We start from the raw sequence: 19,701 nt of genomic DNA, 5'->3' as shown, positions 1-19,701 counted from the left end.
GAATTCTGTACGGAGTGACATCATGAAAATCCGCACGTTGGGCAATAGCCTGAAAGTGTCCGCACTGGGCCTTGGTTGCATGAGCATGACGTCGGCCTACGGGCCGGCTGCCGACCAAACCAGCATGATCAAGCTGATTCGTTCGGCCCACGAGCAAGGCGTCACCTTGTTCGACACCGCTGAAGCATATGGCCCGTTCGCCAATGAAGAACTGCTGGGCGAGGCCTTGCAGCCGATCCGCGAGCAAGTCGTTATCGCTACCAAATTCGGCTTCGATATCGACTTGGTCACCGGCGCACGCGGCGGCGGAACCAACAGCCGCCCGGCGCATATCCGCGCCGTGGCCGAGGCGTCGTTGAAGCGTCTGCGCACCGATTGCATCGACCTGTTTTATCAGCACCGCGTTGATCCGCAGGTACCCATCGAAGACGTCGCCGGCACGGTCAAGGAGCTGATCGCCGAGGGCAAGGTCAAGCATTTTGGCCTGTCTGAGGCGGGTGTGGAGACCATACGCCGGGCTCACGCGGTGCAACCGGTCACGGCGGTACAGAGCGAATATTCGCTGTTCTGGCGCGGCCCGGAGCTGGAACTGCTGTCGGTGTTGGAAGAACTGGGGATCGGTTTCGTTCCGTTCAGCCCGCTGGGTGCCGGTTTCCTCACCGGTCAGATCGACGAGCACACGCAGTTCGACGCGAGCGATTTCCGCAATTTCGTCCCGCGCTTTTCCCCTGAAGCGCGCAGGGCCAATCTGGCGTTGGTCGATGTGGTGAAAGCCGTCGCGCAACGCAAACACGCCACGCCGGCGCAAGTGGCCCTAGCCTGGTTGCTCGCACAGAAACCGTGGATCGTGCCGATCCCGGGTACGACGAAACCGCATCGTCTGGAAGAAAATCTGGGCGCGGTCGAGCTGCAATTGACCGGAGACGATCTGCGCGTGATCAACGAGCGGATGGCGCAAATTCAGGTGCACGGTGAACGCCTGCCGGAATCGGCACTGAAAATGACCGGACTTTGAGTCTACCCAACGCGGCGCTGCGTGGGGCGCCGCTTTCATTGCCTGACCGGAGTTGATCCGATGAACCGATTGATCGCGCCACTCGTGGCTTTCTCACTCATGACCGCAGAAGCCCAGGCTGCTAATGAAATCCGCATTACCCCGAACGGTACCCAGCCCTCGATCAAGGGCGCGGCGCAAAACTTTACCGGCGCGGTGCGCGTCGATGGATTATTCAAAGGTGACGCTCCCGCGCGCATCGGCGGCGGCACGGTGACCTTCGAACCTGGCGCACGCACGGCGTGGCACACCCATCCACTGGGGCAAACGCTGATCGTCACCGCTGGCGTTGGCTATGTGCAGCAAGAGGGCGGCCCGCGTCAGGAAATCCGTCCGGGCGACACTGTCTGGATTCCGCCGAACACCCGGCACTGGCACGGCGCCACGGCCAACAGTGGCATGACCCACATCGCCATCGCCGAAGCCGAGGACGGCCAGACAGTCACTTGGGCGGAGCAGGTCTCGGAGGCGCAATACGCCGGCCAATGAAGTTACGGAATGTGTCGAAGCTGTTCGCTCGACACTCTTGCGGCGAACCGTCATCTGACCTCCAGGCCCCGTAACAGCGGGTTCGCGCGAGGTTTTCAGCAGTTTTGGCAACGTCGACTCATGAGTTTTACTCAGGAGTCCATGCGCCTTTTCGGGGTTAATCGCCACAAACATCCTCCGTACGATCCAGCCACACCTCGCAGTGACCTGCAATGGACGGAGCCTTTCATGATGACCACTGAAGTACGCAACCGCACCGCCCTCCCCGCATTTATCGCGCTTTGTCTGGGCGTTGCGGCGATCTTCAGCGTTCCCATTCAAGCAGCCGAGGCATCGCAGACCATGACCAACACACTTGCCAGCGCAGCCAGCTTGTCGAGCCAGCAACAAGCCATTCCACTGATCGCGGCGTTCATGGCGACCAGCGACATGCCCAACCTCAACACGGCGCTCAACCAAGGGCTTGATGCCGGCCTGACCATTAGCGAAACCCGTGAAGTTCTCGTGCAGCTTTACGCCTACGTCGGCTTCCCGCGCAGCCTCAACGCCTTGAATGAATTGATGACCGTGGTGCAGGCGCGCAAACAACGCGGCATCGAAGATGCGCCGGGGCGTGAGCCGAGCTGGGCGATTCCGGTCGGGGATGAGCTGCTGGCCGCGGGCACGGCGAATCAAACCAAGATTTCCGGCGCCCCGGTCAAAGGCCCGGTGTTCGAGTTCGCTCCGGTGATCAACCGCTTCCTGCAAACCCACCTGTTCGGCGACATCTTCGAGCGCGACAACCTCGACTGGCAAAGCCGTGAACTGGCCACTGTCGGGGCCCTGGCAGCAACGCCGGGGGTCGAGCCGCAGTTGCGCTCGCACATGGCAGCGAGCCTGCGCGTCGGGCTCAGTGCGGCACAGTTGCACCAAGTCACCGAGCTGCTGAAAAAGCATGGCGATGCACAGACCGCCGAGCGGGCCAACGCAGCGCTGGTCCAAGCCCTCACGGCTTCGAGGAAATGACATGAGAACTGCAAAACATTTGCTGAGCGTCACGCTGTTGAGCCTGTTGGCGGCCTGCGCGAACCACCCCGAAGGCCCGCTGCTGATCCAGAAACAAGGCAGCTTCGCCGCAGGCGGAACGATGACCACGGCACCGGGCACCTTCAACCCGCGCCAACCGATGACGCCCAACGGCCAGACCTACCACGGTGACCACGCCTACGCCTTCTATCAAATCCCGGTGGACGCGCGAAAACTGCCCATCGTCATGTGGCACGGCGCGGGTCAGTTTTCCAAAACCTGGGAAACCACCGCCGATGGTCGTGAGGGTTTTCAGAACATCTTTCTGCGCCGCCACTACGGCGTCTATGTGATCGATCAGCCCCGGCGTGGTGATGCCGGGCGCAGCATGGTCGAGACCACCATCAAGCCTGTGCCGGACGAACAACTGTGGTTCAACCAGTTCCGCATCGGCCTTTGGCCCCGCTACTTCAACGGCGTGCAAGTGGCACAGGATGCCCAGACCCGCGAGCAGTTTTTCAGGGCAATGACGCCGAACACCGGGCCGTTTGACATGGGCGTGGTCTCCGATGGTGTGTCGGCGCTGTTCGACAAAATCGGCCCCGGCATCCTGTTTACGCATTCTCAGGGTGGCGGGCCGGGCTGGTTGACGGCTATCAAGAACGACAAGGTCAAAGCCATCGTGGCGTTCGAACCGGGCAGCAGTTTCGTGTTTGCTGACGGTGAGGTGCCGGCGCCGATCCCCAGTGCGTTCGACACGGTGCAAGGCGCAGAGGTGCCGATGGAGCAATTCATGGCACTGACGCGTATTCCGATTCTGATCCTGTACGGCGACAACATCCCGGAACAGGCAGTCGATCTGCCCGCTCAGGACAGTTGGCGCGCACGCCTGAAAATGGCCCGGCTCTGGCGTGACGCGGTCAATCGCCATGGCGGTGATGTGCGACTGATACACCTGCCGGAGATTGGCATTCACGGCAACACCCATTTCCCTATGTCGGATCTGAACAACGTGCAGATCGCTGACCTGGTCGCGCAGTTCCTCAAAGAAAAACAGCTGGACTGACCCAAATACTTTTGCAACTGCCGCCTTTTTTTGCTCAGGAGCTTCACGTGAAGAACACTCTCAAAGCCACGTTCATGTCGGCATTGGTCGGCCTCTCGGCAGGCGAAGCCTTGGCCGCCGACTACAAGAAGAACCCGTTCACCCTCGCCTACGACGGCGCGATCACCCGCAACGAACCGGGCAAGGTCAACATTCACCCGGTCAGCTATAAGCTCAACGGTCTGGACATCGCCGCCAACGTCTACACTCCTGCCAACTACGACGCGAACAAGATCTACCCGACCGTGGTGGTTGCGCATCCGAATGGCGGCGTAAAAGAGCAAGTCGCCGGTCTGTATGCCCAGCGCCTCGCCGAACAGGGCTACATCACCATCACGGCCGATGCGGCCTATCAAGGCGCCAGCGGTGGTCAGCCGCGCAGCATCGATAAACCGGCGTATCGCATCGAAGACATCCACGGTATGGCCGATTTCATCAGCCAGTTCGCTGGCGTGGATGACAATCGTCTGGGCCTGCTCGGCATTTGTGGCGGCGGTGGTTATTCGTTGGCGGCGGCGCAAACCGACAAACGCTTCAAATCCCTGGCGACGGTGAGCATGTTCAACTCGGGTCGAGTACGGCGCAACGGCTACAACGACTCGCAAATGGACAGCATCCAGCAACGTTTGCAACAGGCATCAGCAGCCCGCGCGCAAGAAGCAGCGGGGGGCGCGGTGCTGTATTCGGGGGATGCCAACCTCACCGATGAGCAGATTGCCAAACTGCCTTTCGAACTGTATCGCCAAGGTTATGAGTACTACTGGAAAACCCACGCGCACCCGAACTCGACCTTCAAATACACCACCAGCAGCCTTATTGACCTTATGCGTTTCGACGCCACCGACCATATCGAGTTGATCAATCAACCCTTGCTGATGATCGCCGGCAGCAAGGCCGACAGCCTGTACATGACCCAGGATGCGTTCCCGAAAGCCATCGGCACCACTGACAAGGAAGTGTTCATCCTCGATGGCGCCACACACATCGAAACCTACTGGGTGCCGCGTTATGTCGATGCGGCGATCGGCAAACTGACGGATTTTTACGCACGCACCTTGTGATCAGCGCGCCAAGGGTCGCGCATCCGTGCGCGACCTGCTTTCATGGAATAATCACGCGCTCCTCATGAGAGGTTCTCATCAATGTCCCGCTCCAATCTCAACGACCTGCAAGCCTTCGTGGTCATCACCCGCGAAGGCAGTTTTACCCGTGCTGCCGCGCAACTGGGCGTTTCGCAGTCGGCGCTGAGTCACACCATGCGCGCCCTAGAAACTCGGCTGGGCGTGCGCCTGTTGACGCGAACCACACGCAGCGTTTCGCCGACCGAGGCCGGCCAGCGCTTGTATCAGTCGATGGCGCCGCGCTTCGATGAGATCGAACTGGAACTGGCTGCTGTCAGTGAGTTTCGCGACACGCCGGCCGGCAACGTGCGGATCTCGGCGTCCGAACATGCAGCCAACAATATCCTCTGGCCGAAGCTGCTGAAGGTGTTGCCCGACTACCCGGACATCAAGGTCGAAATCACCGTCGACTACGCCCTCTCCGACATCGTCGCGCAGCGTTATGACGCAGGTGTGCGCCTGGGTGAACAGGTGGCCAAGGACATGATCGCCGTGCCGATCGGTCCATCCTTGCGTATTGCAGTTGTCGGCTCGCCTCAGTATTTCCGGCATCGGCCTTACCCGATGGAACCGGGAGATCTGGCGGCACACAACTGCATCAACCTGCGCCTGCCGACTCACGGCAGCCTGATGCAATGGGATTTCGAAAAGGATGGCCACGAACTCAAAGCTCGCGTCGAAGGCCAATGGACATTCAACAGCAGCGTGCCAATTCTGCGTGCGGCCGTGGCGGGATGTGGCTTGGCTTTCCTGCCAGAGGACATGGTGGCGAAGGAGCTTGGCGACGGTAGCCTTGTGCGGGTGTTGGAAGATTGGTGCCAACCCTTTGCCGGCTACCATCTCTACTACCCCAATCGCCGTGAACATTCGTCAGCGTTTGGCGTTGTAGTTGAGGCGTTACTCTACAAGCACTGAGTCATCGACCTTCAAGGCGCATGAGCTTCATCCGCCCCACAAACCCGTGAATGAGCAAATGCTTTTGATCGGTTGCAGCCGGAAGCGACCGGCTGCAATGGGGCGATTACAGCTGACTTTGAGTGGTAGCTATTGGCTGTGGGTTCAACCAGTCGTTCAAAAGCAGCAGCTATCAGCCATAGACGACCCTATGCAACAGTCTTTGTTCGCGCCAAAGCAGTCGTATCTCAACATCGGGGGATTCGACAAAGGTATGACTGCTTCCCCCTGACTCTCTCGTAATGCTTGAGCTCTTATTCTAAAGGCAGAGGACGATCTGTGATGACGTGCTTCATCACTAACGTCGATGTGAGACGCTGTACGTTAGGTAACCTAGACAGTTCTTCATCGTAAAGCTTCTGAAAGGCTGGAAGATCTGCTGTAACCACCATTAGCAGATAATCAGGATCGCCAAAAAGTCTTTGTGCTTGGACTATATAGGTAACTCGCGGTAGAGCATTTTCGAAATCCGCTACCGCTTTTTGGTGCCCCTCTCGAAGGGTTACGAATACAAGGGACGAGAAATTCAGACCTATCTCGGTCGCCGATAGCTGAGCACGGTACCCTTTGATAACGCCTGCATCCTCCATCGCCCGAACGCGTCGATGGCATGGAGACAAACTGAGACCCACACGGTCGGCCAATTCTGTCAGCGACTGGCGACCATCCTGCTGTAGCTGCGCAAGAATCTTCTTATCAATTCGATCCATTCAGAAAAACCTTCTAATGCAGTCCGCCTTGGCGGGTTTATTCGAAAGATAATACCACTTGGCTTTCTTTATCCTTCCACCACAGTGTTTCAGGGCGGTAAACGGCGCACTGAACTGATGAAAAAAGAAGGATTTGATCGTGACAGTGTCTTTGATGATGGCCTTCTGGGCCGTATCATTTTTGTTTGTTATCACGCCTGGAGTCGACTGGGCCTACTCGATATCGGCAGGTTTGCGAGGTCGTGTTCTACCCGCCGTAGTCGGCATGCTTTCCGGTCACCTTTTGGCCACGTTGATCGTCGCTGCAGGCGTGGGCGGGGTGTTGGTCAAAATACCCCATGCGTTGCTGACATTAACGCTAATGGGGGCGGCCTATCTCCTATGGCTCGGCTTCAACATGTTGCTAAAGCCTTCGTTGCCTGCTCAAGGAGCATCCCGCGGTGACAGTAGCTGGATGGCCTGGGCGATAAAAGGACTGTGCGTCAGCGGTCTCAACCCGAAAGTTCTTTTGTTGTTCCTGGCACTGCTACCTCAGTTCACTGATGCGTCAGCGGGGTGGCCAGTAGGGGCTCAGATTATCGCGTTAGGTTTGATCCACGGTTTCAGTTGCGGCGTCGTCTATCTTGCGGTTGGCTACGGCGCCGGAGCGGTGCTTGCTTCACGTCCAGCAGCGGCTACCTATGTGAGCCGGATATCGGGAGCCGCGATGATCGTCATTGCTGTGGTTCTTGCTGCCGAACGGCTGACCATTTGAATTAAGGAAGCAAAATGTCTGATCAAATCACCGCCCCCTATAACAGCCCTCGTCTCGGCAGGGTAAGAATTCCACATTTACAAGACATGAAGGCACGGGGTCAAAAATGGGCCATGTTGACTGCTTATGACATGTACGCCGCGTCGGTGTTTGAGGCAGCAGGAATTCCGGTACTGCTCGTAGGCGATTCCGCCGCCAACAACGTTTATGGGCACGACTCGACGTTGCCGGTAACAGTTGACGAGATGCTGCCTCTGGTCAGGGCGGTTTCGCGCGCTACTGAGCGGGCGTTGGTCATTGCGGATTTGCCTTTTGGCTCTTATCAGGGATCGCCTGAACAATGTTTCCATACCGCAGCCCGTTTCATGAAGGAAGGCGGCGCTCATGCCGTAAAGCTCGAAGGTGGGATCGAAATGCTTGCGCAGGTTGAGAAGTTGGTAGGCGCAGGCATTCCAGTTATGGCTCATATCGGTTTTACCCCGCAGGCAGAACACCAGCTGGGCGGATACCGCATTCAAGGCAAGGGCGAGGACGCTCAGAGTTTGATTAACTTGAGCGTTGCCTTCGAGCGTGCAGGGGCGTTTGGCCTGCTTATTGAAATGGTGCCAGGAGACGTGGCTACGAGGATCACCGAGACAGTCTCCATCCCTACCGTCGGAATCGGTGCAGGTGTTGGCTGCGATGCCCAGGTACTCGTCTGGCAGGACATGGTAGGGCTTCGTGATGGTCAATTGCCGCGATTCGTCAAACAGTATGCGGATATGAGAAAGGTGATGGGTGACGCTGCAAAAGCCTTTGCTAAAGACGTCGAGTCGGGCTCATTCCCAGGGATTGACCATACGTTTTAAATCGTCGGAGATGCCAATGAACGCAATGCGCCAGAAAGCAATTGAAGGACTTAAGGAAGGCGATACTTTCGAAATCAAACGCACTTTTTCGCACGCAGATATCGTTCAGTTTGAGGTGCTATCGCGCGACCACAACCCGGTGCATTCCAACGCTATGTACGCGGAAGCAAAAGGCTTTGATGGTGTCATCGCTCATGGCTTGCTGACTGCGACGCTGATTACGGAAATCGGAGGGCAATTGGGTTGGCTGGCCACCTCTATGAATTTTCGCTTCAAGCGCCCCGTTTACATTGGTGATGAGCTGACTTGCGTGTGGAAAATCATGGGGATTGATGACGGAAATCGAGCGCGAGCCGAGGTAACCGTGAACAACATTAACGGCCAGGCTGTCTTGCTCGCAGACACAACAGGGCTGATCCCCACTGACACCGAGAGGAATCTACTCGCATCAATAAAAATTGATGAAACTTAGATTTATAGCGGTGGCCAAGACATGCCAAAAACACCTCTTATATAGGAACCACGCATGCAAGACTTAGTAACATTTATTGTTAGACCAGGAAGGGGAATTGAAGACGCCTACTTTCTCCTGCTAGCTGCTTTCGTTGGTGGCGCTGCGGGAGTATTACTGGCCTACAAGGTATCGCTATGGGTGGGATTGCCCTTTGCACTAGTCGCGACCCTGATGCTTTATTTCACGTGGCGAACCCCAAGCTTGGTGCCTCTACCCTCTGAGAGACCAACGCCTAATGAGCCGTAGCATGAGGGGATAGAGGCGATCAAACTGGAATAATCACCTAAAGCCTGCGAAAGGCTTGCTGCTTAACTCGCACTTTATAAAACGCAGATTACCGCTTTTGGCTGATAGCAGAGGACGCTTTAACCATCATGCCGGCCGAATGACATCGATATACTTTTAGCGTTCGTCTAATACAAATCCAAAATCGTCGCTGGACACTTGAGCCGCTTCGCTGAGCCGTTGACGTAGTGCAACGGTCAGCTGTCGTTCCACCTCCTGAATCGCCACTGGTTCCGTAGAAACCTCCAAGCCCAGCAAACCAATTACGCGGATACAAATATTCGGTCGAACACAGCCGATCGGAGTTGCTGTTGTCGACCTAGAGCGGACTAGCTGGTCCTTCCTGAGCCCTGCCCTCTCCCACCCAGATTCGATGAGGAGCAACACTGAAAGCCATCGACGACCACCCTGGCACGCCTCAGAGATCGCCAATCTCGATCGCCCGTATATCCCGCGCCAGTGGGGGCAAAACTGGGGGCACACTTGAATTTTCTCCGTCTGAAAACAGCTTCCTAGAGCCAAGTCAAAATGTTTTTCGGAGACCCTGAGAGTCTTTAGGTTTCCTCGGGCAGGCTGTTTAGCTGAGCATTTCTGGCTTTTCATGGGCATGGAGACCCTTTCATTTCCAAGCCCGCCAGTCCCGTTGCCTTACCGAAATCGCCATCAACTTATTCTGGCCCAGCAAATACAACCGGGCCCCGTCAATAAATGGTTCCGACGCCTGATGTTCGATCTGTTCGGCGATTAACTGCGCGCACAGCCTTTACTGCCAATGCGAACACCTTGGAGCGCAGGTGCGACACCTGCGGCCAGACCCCATGCACATCAGCGTTACCGAAAAACCACTCGCGACACGAAGCAGACATTGGAGCAGGTAAATAAGCCCGTCGTTTTTCTTCCTTTGGCCTCGTTTTTTGCCACCCGTTTTCAGGTTGATCGCCAATCACTCCGATAGGATCAGGCAATACTAAAATCGAATCAGGCATAGTTCCCAACCACTCCCCGCCCTAGCATAGCCTGACCTTATATATTCAGGAGTGCGCCCCATGCGTGCAGACAAAACCATTTTTATCACGGGCGTTAGTAGCGGCTTTGGCCAGGCCCTGGCGAAGGAAGCTCTCGCTCAGGGCCATCGAGTGATCGGCACTGTTCGCAGCGAATCCTCTCTGGCAACGTTCCAGGCGCTCTTGCCTGAGAGAGCCCATGGCGTGGTGCTGGACGTTACCCACTTTAATGCCATCGACGCCGTCGTCGCCGCTGTTGAGGATCAGTATGGCCCGGTGGACGTGCTGGTTAACAACGCGGGTTATGGCCACGAAGGGGTTTTCGAGGAGTCGTCGCTGGAGGAAATGCGCCGTCAGTTCGACGTCAACGTATTCGGCGCGGTGGCGATGACCAAGGCGTTTGTGCCCTTTTTTCGCCAGCGGCGGGCGGGACGTATCCTCAATATCACGTCCATGGGTGGCTATATCACCATGCCAGGTATTGCTTACTACTGCGGCAGCAAATTTGCCCTGGAGGGCATCTCTGATACGTTGAACAAAGAGCTTGCGCCCTTCAATATTTTTGTAACGGCCGTGGCGCCGGGGTCTTTCCGAACGGACTGGGCAGGTCGTTCGATGCAGCGTACGCCGCGCAGCATCAGTGACTACGATGCGACTTTCGACCCGGTGCGAAAAGCCCGTGAGGAAAAAAGCGGCCTTCAACTGGGCGACCCGCAGAAAGCCGCACGCGCCATGATGACTATTATCACCAGCCCCAATCCGCCGGCTCAACTGCTGCTGGGCAGCGACGCCCTGGCTCTGGTGCGTGACAAGCTGCAGCGGACGGCGGAGAGTATTGAGCAATGGGAAGCGCTGAGCTGTTCCACGGACGGCTGAGCATAAAAGTGGAGAACGTACAATCGATGCCGAAATCCAAGGACCCGAGCACTGCGCGTATGGTGCAGTTGATGGGCCAGCTTGCACCGCTGGAGGGTTACAACCTGAGTCCGCTGGATGATGTGCGTTTTCTGCGTTCCAACCGGCCGCTGAAGCGCACCCCGGTTCTATATGAGCCGGGCATCGTCATCCTCTGTCAGGGGCAGAAACGCGGCTATCTGGGTGATGACATTTACATCTATGACGCCCAGCATTATCTGGTGGTGTCAGTGCCCGTGCCTTTTACAATGGAGACCGACGCTAGCGAGGCGGAGCCAATGCTGGCGGTGTACATACGTCTGGATTTCAATCTGGCCGGCGAGCTGATTCAGCAGGTAGATGAGGTATGGAACATCCGCGCGGCTCAGCCTATGGGTATGTACGCCTCGCCCATGGACGAACCGCTGCGCCAGTCGACCCTGCGTTTTCTGGAAGTCATGGGCGACTGCACCGACGCGCTAATCCTCGGACCAGCGATGTTGCGCGAACTTTACTACCGCATCCTCACTGGCGAACAAGGCGGCACCCTACGCGCGGCTATCGCCCAGCAGGGTCAGTTCGGCAAGGTGACGCGCGCCATTCACAAAATCCACCGCTGTTACCACGAGCGTCTGGATGTAGAAATCCTCGCCCAGGAAGCGCAGATGAGCGTGCCTAACTTTCATCTACATTTTCGCAAGGTGACCGATTCCTCGCCTATGCAGTACCTCAAGTCGACGCGGTTGCATCAAGCGCGACTACTGATGCTGCGTAACGACCTGACAGCGGCCAAGTCGGCATTTCTGGTGGGTTATGAAAGTGCTTCGCAATTTAGCCGCGATTTCAAACGCCTCTTCGGACGCACGCCAATAGCGGAGGTGGCATGGATGAAGCAGGCTTATGCGTTGCCGGCACCGCCAACCCCTTCGCCCTTCGTGTCATCACACTGAGTTTCAAACAATCCTGTCTTGGCCGTCGCCAGTAGGCTTGGGATCGTGCGGATGGCGTGCCTGCCGATACGGCGGGCGAGTGAAGTTTCACATCTGCGGCCGCATGGAGGAACAGTAAGCGTCTGGTGAAGACGTCTGGACAAAGTAAATGGTCTGAACACGATCAGATTTCCCGAAAGAGCCACTCGCCAGTTCGCATTTTCGTTTCTTGACACAGTGCTCGAATTTCCAGATTATCGATCAATGACGCCTACAAATCTCGTTAGCATGATGCGCCCCTTGATGACTGCCTTTGGCGGGCCATAGGGCGATGTGCGCTTAGAACAGAAGCATTGACTAGAAGCCCCGCCAGAAATGGATGGGGCTTTTTCATTCCCCTTCCAACTCATTGATGACAAGGAGAGTGAAGATGCTGTTGATCCGCCCAGCCAAACGTACTGACGCCGAGGCCGCGTTTGATATACGCCTCCAGGCGATCCGGCATCAATGCATTACCGTCTATACCGCTGAGCAAGTAATGGCGTGGACTGATGTGCCGCTCACAGACCGATATCGGGCTTGGGTGGAAAAGGAGTACCACGTTGCCTGGTTGGGCGAGATACCGGTCGCAACAGGTCTGATTGATTTCCAGTCTGGAGAGATAGGCGCTATTTTCGTATTGCCTGCATTCATGGGACAGGGGATTGGCAAGACAATGCTCCTATACCTTGAGCGACTGGCCTTTAACGCTGGGATCCTCGACATCCATTTAGATGCTACCCCTAACGCAGCCGCGTTCTACCGTCGGTGTGGCTATCACGGAGATATTCAAGCTATCTATACCTCGCCCTCCGGTCTTGAGCTGGCTTGTACACCGATGCGGAAACAGTTGGCCAGTGGAGAGCTCCTGTAACGCGGGTGACGAGCAGGCTGCCGAACTCAAGTTGAGTAAGTCAGTCCGGCATGCAGTCGTGGAGGAAGCTTAACCCTGGAGATCCGGCGTTGAAGTGAAGCGTCAGGTCATAAGCCCCCATTCGCGATCGCCCGCGCGCCCGATGTAAAGGGGGGCAAAACTGGGCGCGCATTCATTTTCATCGCCGCGATGCTGATAGCGAACCTGTCGCGATATGAATACATCAACGGTCCCGGCGAGGCCGAAGACGGGCATCTTGATGCATTCCATCATCCAACCATCATGGTTCCAAAAACGTTGATCGTATGCGCACGTAGCCACTTGCGGGCACTTCAGTGATCTGTACGGATATATCCACCTTCTGCTGGCGCAGCACCGGCTCGAAAATGTCAGCGAGCACCTCCAGCAGGAGACGGCTGATGGTGTGGCGTTTTTCATCATCGCCAGCCTTACCGGAAACAGTCGACACGTTCAGATGGATGAACTCCTGAGGCTCAACGCAATCACCTACGAAATAGTTGTCGTATCGAATGAGCCGCGTCTTAACCAAGTCCAGCCGCAGTCCGGAAACCTCAACAAGGGTGTTATGAAGGCGCTGGCTAGCCTCCTTGAAATTAACGTCACTCCCTACCCCTGCGGTGTACTCAAGGTATACATGTGGCATGTTCAACTCCTTGGGCGTAATCAAACACCGACCGGCAGGCGCCGGCCGGGTAACCTGCCTGTCAGCGCGTTGGGATAATGGGGAACTTCGGGTGCTCCATCGGCATATCCAGCGTCAACCCGAGGGGGTCGGTACGGTGGTTGGAAGCCCCGGTGTAGCGTGCCGAAACGGGCAACCACAGGGTTGAATACACCCATCGTGGCGTATTAGAGCTGTTAGCGGGAGCCGCGTGGATCACGTTCATGTCATGCACGGTGGCATCGCCGGCTTTGAGCGAAATAGGCGGTGACATTTCGAACTCATCCAGCACCCAAGGATGTTCGTCGAGCAACGTTACGTTATCGCGGCGATTGAAGTAGCGCCCCAGCATGCCCGCTCGGTGGCTGCGGCTGAGAAACTGCATGGTCCCCATCTCCGGCGTGAGATCGACCAGCGCGATCCAGATATTCAGCGCTCCTTGCCGGTCCAGTGGATGATGTGGAAAGTCCTGGTGCCAGGGAGTGTCACCGCCGGCTTCGGACTCGGGGTTCTTGGCGAACACATGGTCCGAATAGAACCGCACCTCCTCGCCCGCCAGTTGCGACGCAATGCTGGCCAGCTGCGGCGAGTGGCTGAGTGCCTTGATCTGCGGACAGGTGGCGGAGACTTCATCCCAGCGCGCATACCAGCGGTAGGCATTTTCGATCTGCTTGCCGGGATCGTTGCGATCGACGGTGCGCGCGACTTCGCCCATCCGGGTCTTGGCCTCGTTGAGCAGCATCTGCACGGTTTGGGCGTTGATCACATTTTCCAGTTTCATCCAGCCGTTGGCCCGATAATCCAGGATTTGCTGGGCGTCCAGAGAGTGCGGCGCGTAGCCGTCGTTTGCCTCGGTCTTCATGACTGCTTGCATGTTCAATCTCCAATGTTTCCAGGTTTATTGAGCACTGCTTCAGGCGGCCGATTGCGCGGCCATGGGTTGCTTGCGCAGCAACACGAGCGTCAACGCCCAGCCCGCAGCCAACAGCAGCGAGGACAAGACGATAACTTGGGTGAAGCCATGGCCGAACTGGGCGGCGTCGGCAACGTTGATCAACAGACTGAAGATCGCCACGCCAATCAGACCGCCCACCTGGCGCGACGCATTGACGATGGCCGACGCCACGCCGGACTTGTCACTGCTGACATGGTTAACGGCGGTGGCAGTCAAGGTGGGCACCGTCAGTGAGATACCGAAGCCGATGACAAACATCTGCACGGCAATGTGGGCGTAAGGCGCCCCACCCACGAACGGCGTGAGCGCAACCACGCCGAGCAGCGCGATGGCCAGCCCCAACGACAGCAGGCGCCGCTCACCCAACTTGGGCAACCAACGGGCCGCCAACTGATTGCCGAAGAACAGCACGCCAGTCATGGGAATAAAGGCCAGTCCGGTATTGATCACCGAATAGTGATTGACCTGCTGCAAAAAAATGCTAAACACGAAAATCAGCCCGTAGAACACAAAGTTCACGATCACTCCCAATATCGAGGCCAGGCTAAAGGCCGCATTGTTGAAGACAGCGAGCGGCACCATCGGTCGTGCGGTACGTGATTCGACCCACAAAAATCCGAGCAGGCCGCCAAGAAAGCACAGCGCATGTACCAGAACGCGTTGGTCCAGACCTTTCTGGCGGCCCAGCTCGATGACGGTGTAGGTCAGGTTGGCCAGGGTAAACAACGCCAGCAGTTGCCCCCACAGGTCAAAACCGCCTTTGTGATTGGCCGGAATTCGCGGTGCGTTGATCAGGCACAACACAATGCCGATCAGGCCAATCGGCAAGTTGATGAAAAAAATGCTGCGCCACCCGAACACACCGATCAGTAACCCGCCCACGACCGGACCGGCCGCCAGCGCAATGCCCGCTACGCCCGCCCACAAGGCAATCGCCTTGCTGCGTTCGGCAGGCACTTCAAAGGTGATACGCACCAGGGCCAGGGACGTCGGCACCAGCAGTGCAGCACCGATGCCTTGCAGCGCTCGAAAGCCAATCAGCGACGGCAACGTCTGGGCCAGGCCACAGCCCAGCGAGGCCAGGGTAAAGACCACGTACCCCCATAAAAACACTTTCTTGTGCCCGAACCGGTCACCCAGCGCGCCTCCGGTGAGCAGGAAGGAGGCAAACAAAAGCGTGTAAGCGTTGACGATCCATTGCAGTTGCAGCACATCGGTGGCGAACTCGGCCTTGAAACTTTCGAGCGCGACGTTGACCACGCTGACATCAAGCAACACCACCACGAACCCCAGGCAGGTGGCGAGCAACGTTAATTTCTTCTTGCTGGAAGTATCCATTATCAATTCCTCACGGGATGTTGAACGCAGCAGGCAGTGCCTCAAGCACGGCCTCGATCTGCGCCTTGAACGCCAGCGCCGTTGAGCGCTCTACTTTCAGCGAACTGAAGGCCAACGCTGCATGCCAGGTGCCATTGAACCGGGCCAAGTGCAGGACGAAGTCGTAGTTGCCACCGGTGCGGTTGACCAACGTTGAGAAACCGATCACAGAAGCCGCGGGATGCGTCAGGAACCGCTCCAGCGACCCGGTGTTGGTAAACGCCAGGGCGGGCCTCGGGGTGTGGTCGAACACCGTCTCTTCGTGTGTTCCCAATAGCGCCCTGGCCTCGGCCACCGCCTGCGCATACCGCTCGATACACCCATACAGATCCGGGCTCTGGCTATCGAGCGTGGTTTTGCGCACGTCAATCAAGCAGGCCTTGGTCAGCGGAGCCCCAGCAGCGCCAGGCTCACGTCGCGAATACGCGGTGAATAAATCGAATGCGGGGACGCCGAAATGCCTGAGATAGCTATGAGCAAAAACCCCGCCCCAAATGGCGTTAGTGCTGAAACCCGACGCCGTGCGCAGTTGATCGATGCGTTTTTCGGCCTCGCTACTGACCTGCAACCGGACAAAATCGGCGTAACTGGCTTTGCCTGTCTCGATGGGTGAACCGCGCCAATGCGCCAGGCGTATGCGGAACGCATGCGCCGCTCGATCATCGAGGCTGGCGGGCATCTCACCCAGGTAGCCGGCGAGGCTATTGACCAATCTGGCGGTGCTGTAACCGTCGGAGATCGCATGGTTGCGCGTGAGCAGGATATGGGTCTGATCGATCTCGGGGTCGGTCACCACCAGCGCCCTCCAGCCTTCCTGGTCGGCCAGCAAACGGTTGAGCTCAAGCTTGAGCAAAACGTCGGGAAGCAACGATGTCGGGGGTGTGCAAGGTAGTGCCTGCACCTCGTCTTCGACTGCCACGAACCCATGCCTGTCGTTGCCGACAGGCACTATCTTCTGGCGCAGAAACGCATAGTCGGCGACCAATTGCCCAAATGCCTTGCACGCCCGCAGCGGGCTGACGCACCCCGGCACCGTGAGCAATGTGGTCACTTGGGTATTGCCGTTGCGGTTAAGGAAATTCTGGTGAAACCGCTGTTCGGTTTCGTCCAGCAAGCGGTGCGGCTGCATACCGGCCTCCGTGGCAGTGCCTATCGGTCGATGAATTGCATCATTCGCTGTTCGTAGCGTTCACCCGCCACCGCCCACTGCCCAAGCAACGCCTGGATCGCGTGCGATTGTTCGTCGTTTAACACGCAGGCATCGGCAGCCACGTTCTCTTCCAGGTAGGCGACCCGCTTGGTTCCGGGGATCACTGCCAGGTGCGGGCTGCGCGTGAGCAACCAGGCCAGCGCCAACTGCGCAGGCGTCATCGACCACGAATCGGCCAGCGCAAGAATCGACTCGGTCAGAAAGGTGTTGGCGGCAAAGTTTTCTTCGCGAAAGCGCGGGTCTTGCTGGCGGAAGTCATTGGCGTCGTAGTGAGTAGCGCTGGCCGCCTTGCCGGTCAGGAACCCGCGGCCCAATGGGCAGAAAGCGACGTAGCCGATGCCGAGGTTGTGCAACAGCGGCAGGATCTCTTGCTCGACATTGCGCTCCCACAACGAGTACTCACCCTGTATCACTGAAATCGGGTGAGTGGCATGGGCGCGCTCGATGGTGCGCGTGCCCACCTCGCAAAGGCCCAGGTACTTGACCTTGCCCTGCTCGACCAGACGCCCCATCGCCCCAACAACTTCTTCGATGGGAACCGTAGGATCCAACCGGTGCTGATACAGCACGTCGATGTAATCGGTCCCCAAGCGTTTGAGCGAGGCCTCGACGACTCTTTGCAGATTGCTTTCAGAGCTGTCCACGCCAACGATCTGGCCGTCGACGATGCGGAAACCGAACTTGGTGGCGATGACCACCTCCCCGCGGCGCCCGGCAAAAGCGCGCTGCAACAGCCGCTCATTGGTAAACGGCCCGTAAGCCTCGGCCGAATCGAAGAAGTTCACGCCCAGCTCCAACGCTCGATGCAAGGTGCGTAGCGATTCGTTGTCATCCGTGGCGCCATACCACTGGCTCATCCCCATGCAGCCCAGCCCTATGCGGCCAACCTGCAGACCCTGTGTGCCCAACGTGATCGTCGAAACCATGGAATCGCCCTCCTTGTGATACTGATCGTTCTACATCTTTTTCAAATTATCGCCTCCCCGTCAATACAATGTTTCTAAATATTTTGTTTTATTTCGGGTTCGAATGCCCTTAGCAAGAGCCATAAACATGACAAATAACTATATAAATCAATTTATTAATGCCTCATAACCGATCTTAAAATTTTATTCCGCCAAAACCAAATCATTGGATCCAATAGCCAGAAACATATTGACACATATATTTTGAGCGTCTAAACACTCTCAACAGAGACATCACGGTCTCTTTTTCTTTCCACAAGATCGAGGACGAACGCATGGGCAAGATGGACTCTTGGATCGGCCATTGGCAGCGCGGGGTGCCGACCTTCAAAGCGGAATGCGCCCAAGCGCAAGCGAACTATTTGGAAAGGCTCGACAAGCCCCTAAAGACCCAGGAACACGTGCTCGAAGACATCATTCACGTGTGCCAGAAGTCGTTGTTTTGGAAAGAAAACGGTTTTCAGGTCAGCCACTGCAACGGCAGGATCACCCGCACCAATATCCCGGTCATGACCTATGAAGGGTTCCGCGACATCCTGGTGCGTGAAGGCCAGCAAAAAGGCGGAATACTCAGTTGCAGCCCGGTGGTGCGCTGGCTCAAAACCAGCGGTACCACGGGGCAATCCAAGCGCATTCCCTACACGCTGCACTGGATTCGCCAGTACCGGGTGCCGGCCATCAAGGCCATGTGGGGGTTCTTTGCCCATGACTACCCGGCCCTGCACGCAAATCCGTGGGCCACACTGGACACGCAAACCGTTCGCGACCCAAGCAACGAGTACGTTGAAGGTTTGCCCTACCAGGCGATCAGCAACCGCCACCCGCAGATCGGCAGCGGCGACTGGAACCCGCCCTGGTATGAAGCGCCCTGGTTTACGCCGACGCCGGATGCCAGCCATGAGCAGAAGATGTATGCACGGCTGCTGTGGACACTGGGTGAGGACGTCAGATTACTCACGGCCATCAACCCCAGCACTCTGCTCTCCCTGCACCATTGCCTGCTGGAAAACCGTGAACGCCTGCTGCGCGACCTGCACGACGGCGCCCATGCCGGCAGCCTCATGCGGGCAGGCGACCCTGCGGCTGCGCACCGGCTGGAGAGTGTGTTGGCCCGCGACGGGGTGTCACTGCCGGATGTATGGCCAGGGCTGGAGCGCTTCAGTTGCTGGACTGCAGCGTCGGCCAAGCTCTACAAGCCCCAATTGGAGCGAATCATGGGGCAGGCCAAGGTGCTGCCATTCATGTCATGCGGCACCGAAGGCGTGGTGACCCTGCCCGTGGATGACGATCAGGACAGCCAGCCGTTGGCGGTTGATCAGGCGTTTTTCGAGTTCATTCCCGTATCAGTGGATATGGATGCGCTGATACGTGATCAGGTGCAGCCGCAGACCGTGTCTCTGGATCAGCTCAAGGAAGGCGACGAATACCACCTGGTCATGTGGCAGGGCAACGGGATGGTGCGCATGTACACCGGCGATATCTATCGCGTGCACGGCTATTACCGAGGCGTGCCGCGTATCAGTTTCAGCCGGCGTAATGGGGTGATGCATTCTTTCACCGGCGAAAAGATCACCGAGACCCAACTGCACGAAGCGGTGCAGATGTGTGGCATCCCCAATGCCGGGCTTTACCTGTGCGCCCCGGTCTGGAACGAAACGCCCTATTACGCCGTGGCCATCGAGGCGGCAGGCGCGCCTTGCGGTGAGTCGGAGCGCCTCAGCCAGTTACTCGACGGTCATCTGCAGGCGATCAATATCGAGTACGAGTCCAAGCGTTCCAGCAAGCGCCTGGGACAAATCAAGGTCATCACTGTGCCTGGCAACGCGATCTCCATGGCGATCGAACAGGAAAAAGCCGCCAGGAAAACCCTGCAGATCAAGTACAAGCCCTTCCAACCCGACCTGTCCCTGCTGGGCATCCAGCAACTCTGATC

Annotated in this window: 20 protein-coding genes; 13 read left to right on the top strand and 7 right to left on the bottom strand. The window is 57.4% G+C overall.

Going from position 1 to position 19,701, the window contains the following annotated elements; genetic code table 11:
- Positions 1-22: 22 nt before the first annotated feature.
- The 6 genes from AB4N92_RS25520 (at position 23) to AB4N92_RS25495 (ending at position 5,689) form a co-directional block, all read left to right on the top strand.
- Entirely contained in the window at positions 23-1,015 is a 993-nt protein-coding gene (locus AB4N92_RS25520; protein ID WP_101270030.1) for an aldo/keto reductase, read from the top strand.
- A 60-nt stretch (positions 1,016-1,075) separates the two neighbouring features.
- The gene (locus AB4N92_RS25515; RefSeq protein WP_101270027.1) at positions 1,076-1,543 is read left to right on the top strand and encodes a (R)-mandelonitrile lyase; all 468 of its coding nucleotides are present in this window, start codon (positions 1,076-1,078) and stop codon (positions 1,541-1,543) included.
- Between the two features lie 231 nt (positions 1,544-1,774).
- Positions 1,775-2,548, top strand: a complete 774-nt coding sequence (locus tag AB4N92_RS25510; RefSeq protein ID WP_413469069.1) for a carboxymuconolactone decarboxylase family protein — start codon at positions 1,775-1,777, stop codon at positions 2,546-2,548.
- Positions 2,549-2,669: 121 nt separating this feature from the next.
- Positions 2,670-3,614 (top strand): alpha/beta hydrolase, encoded by a 945-nt coding sequence (locus AB4N92_RS25505; protein WP_176332055.1) that lies wholly within the window; start codon positions 2,670-2,672, stop codon positions 3,612-3,614.
- A gap of 47 nt (positions 3,615-3,661) precedes the next feature.
- Positions 3,662-4,714 carry an alpha/beta hydrolase gene (locus AB4N92_RS25500; protein ID WP_236267666.1) on the top strand — a complete coding sequence of 351 codons (1,053 nt, stop codon included), beginning with the start codon at positions 3,662-3,664 and terminating at the stop codon, positions 4,712-4,714.
- Between the two features lie 81 nt (positions 4,715-4,795).
- A complete protein-coding gene (locus tag AB4N92_RS25495; protein WP_236267665.1) occupies positions 4,796-5,689 on the top strand; it encodes a LysR family transcriptional regulator in 894 nt (297 codons plus the stop codon).
- Positions 5,690-5,982: 293 nt separating this feature from the next.
- Here AB4N92_RS25495 and AB4N92_RS25490 read toward each other — a convergent pair whose 3' ends face one another.
- A complete protein-coding gene (locus AB4N92_RS25490; protein ID WP_176332040.1) occupies positions 5,983-6,438 on the bottom strand; it encodes an Lrp/AsnC family transcriptional regulator in 456 nt (151 codons plus the stop codon).
- Between the two features lie 133 nt (positions 6,439-6,571).
- Between AB4N92_RS25490 and AB4N92_RS25485 the strand changes: the two genes are divergently transcribed.
- The 3 genes from AB4N92_RS25485 to AB4N92_RS25475 are packed head-to-tail and all read left to right on the top strand — an operon-like array spanning position 6,572 to position 8,512.
- Positions 6,572-7,192, top strand: coding sequence for a LysE family translocator (locus AB4N92_RS25485; protein WP_268934644.1), 621 nt, complete (start codon positions 6,572-6,574; stop codon positions 7,190-7,192).
- Positions 7,193-7,206: 14 nt separating this feature from the next.
- Positions 7,207-8,040, top strand: a complete 834-nt coding sequence (panB, locus tag AB4N92_RS25480; RefSeq protein ID WP_098479585.1) for a 3-methyl-2-oxobutanoate hydroxymethyltransferase — start codon at positions 7,207-7,209, stop codon at positions 8,038-8,040.
- A 16-nt stretch (positions 8,041-8,056) separates the two neighbouring features.
- On the top strand, positions 8,057-8,512 hold the full coding sequence (locus AB4N92_RS25475) for a MaoC family dehydratase (RefSeq protein WP_041064257.1): 456 nt from the start codon (positions 8,057-8,059) through the stop codon (positions 8,510-8,512).
- A 1,028-nt stretch (positions 8,513-9,540) separates the two neighbouring features.
- Here the strand turns inward: AB4N92_RS25475 and AB4N92_RS25470 are convergent.
- Positions 9,541-9,825 carry a hypothetical protein gene (locus AB4N92_RS25470; protein ID WP_146136242.1) on the bottom strand — a complete coding sequence of 95 codons (285 nt, stop codon included), beginning with the start codon at positions 9,823-9,825 and terminating at the stop codon, positions 9,541-9,543.
- A gap of 60 nt (positions 9,826-9,885) precedes the next feature.
- Here AB4N92_RS25470 and AB4N92_RS25465 point away from each other — a divergent pair, with 60 nt between their 5' ends.
- From AB4N92_RS25465 to AB4N92_RS25455, 3 genes are all read left to right on the top strand, one after another.
- Positions 9,886-10,719: an oxidoreductase gene (locus AB4N92_RS25465; RefSeq protein ID WP_021492022.1), complete on the top strand. Its 834-nt coding sequence runs from the start codon at positions 9,886-9,888 to the stop codon at positions 10,717-10,719.
- 26 nt (positions 10,720-10,745) lie between these two features.
- Positions 10,746-11,687, top strand: coding sequence for an AraC family transcriptional regulator (locus AB4N92_RS25460; protein ID WP_047543811.1), 942 nt, complete (start codon positions 10,746-10,748; stop codon positions 11,685-11,687).
- A gap of 409 nt (positions 11,688-12,096) precedes the next feature.
- Positions 12,097-12,579, top strand: coding sequence for a GNAT family N-acetyltransferase (locus AB4N92_RS25455; protein WP_021492020.1), 483 nt, complete (start codon positions 12,097-12,099; stop codon positions 12,577-12,579).
- Positions 12,580-12,859: 280 nt separating this feature from the next.
- Here the strand turns inward: AB4N92_RS25455 and AB4N92_RS25450 are convergent, their stop codons facing one another.
- From AB4N92_RS25450 to AB4N92_RS25430, 5 genes are all read right to left on the bottom strand, one after another.
- Positions 12,860-13,243, bottom strand: coding sequence for a tautomerase family protein (locus AB4N92_RS25450; RefSeq protein ID WP_010210555.1), 384 nt, complete (start codon positions 13,241-13,243; stop codon positions 12,860-12,862).
- 61 nt (positions 13,244-13,304) lie between these two features.
- Entirely contained in the window at positions 13,305-14,135 is an 831-nt protein-coding gene (locus AB4N92_RS25445) for a phytanoyl-CoA dioxygenase family protein (RefSeq protein ID WP_021492017.1), read from the bottom strand.
- A gap of 39 nt (positions 14,136-14,174) precedes the next feature.
- Positions 14,175-15,554, bottom strand: coding sequence for an MFS transporter (locus AB4N92_RS25440; RefSeq protein WP_021492016.1), 1,380 nt, complete (start codon positions 15,552-15,554; stop codon positions 14,175-14,177).
- 10 nt (positions 15,555-15,564) lie between these two features.
- On the bottom strand, positions 15,565-16,722 hold the full coding sequence (locus AB4N92_RS25435) for a hypothetical protein (protein WP_236267301.1): 1,158 nt from the start codon (positions 16,720-16,722) through the stop codon (positions 15,565-15,567).
- A gap of 20 nt (positions 16,723-16,742) precedes the next feature.
- Positions 16,743-17,729, bottom strand: a complete 987-nt coding sequence (locus AB4N92_RS25430; RefSeq protein WP_010210562.1) for an aldo/keto reductase — start codon at positions 17,727-17,729, stop codon at positions 16,743-16,745.
- 314 nt (positions 17,730-18,043) lie between these two features.
- Here AB4N92_RS25430 and AB4N92_RS25425 point away from each other — a divergent pair, with 314 nt between their 5' ends.
- Positions 18,044-19,699, top strand: coding sequence for a GH3 family acyl-acid amido synthetase (locus AB4N92_RS25425; RefSeq protein ID WP_021492014.1), 1,656 nt, complete (start codon positions 18,044-18,046; stop codon positions 19,697-19,699).
- Positions 19,700-19,701 lie beyond the last annotated feature (2 nt).

The sequence above is a fragment of the Pseudomonas sp. S3_A09 genome, assembly GCF_054668065.1.
Note: the sequence above shows the minus strand (reverse complement) of the source record. Positions and strands in the feature narration are given on the sequence as shown.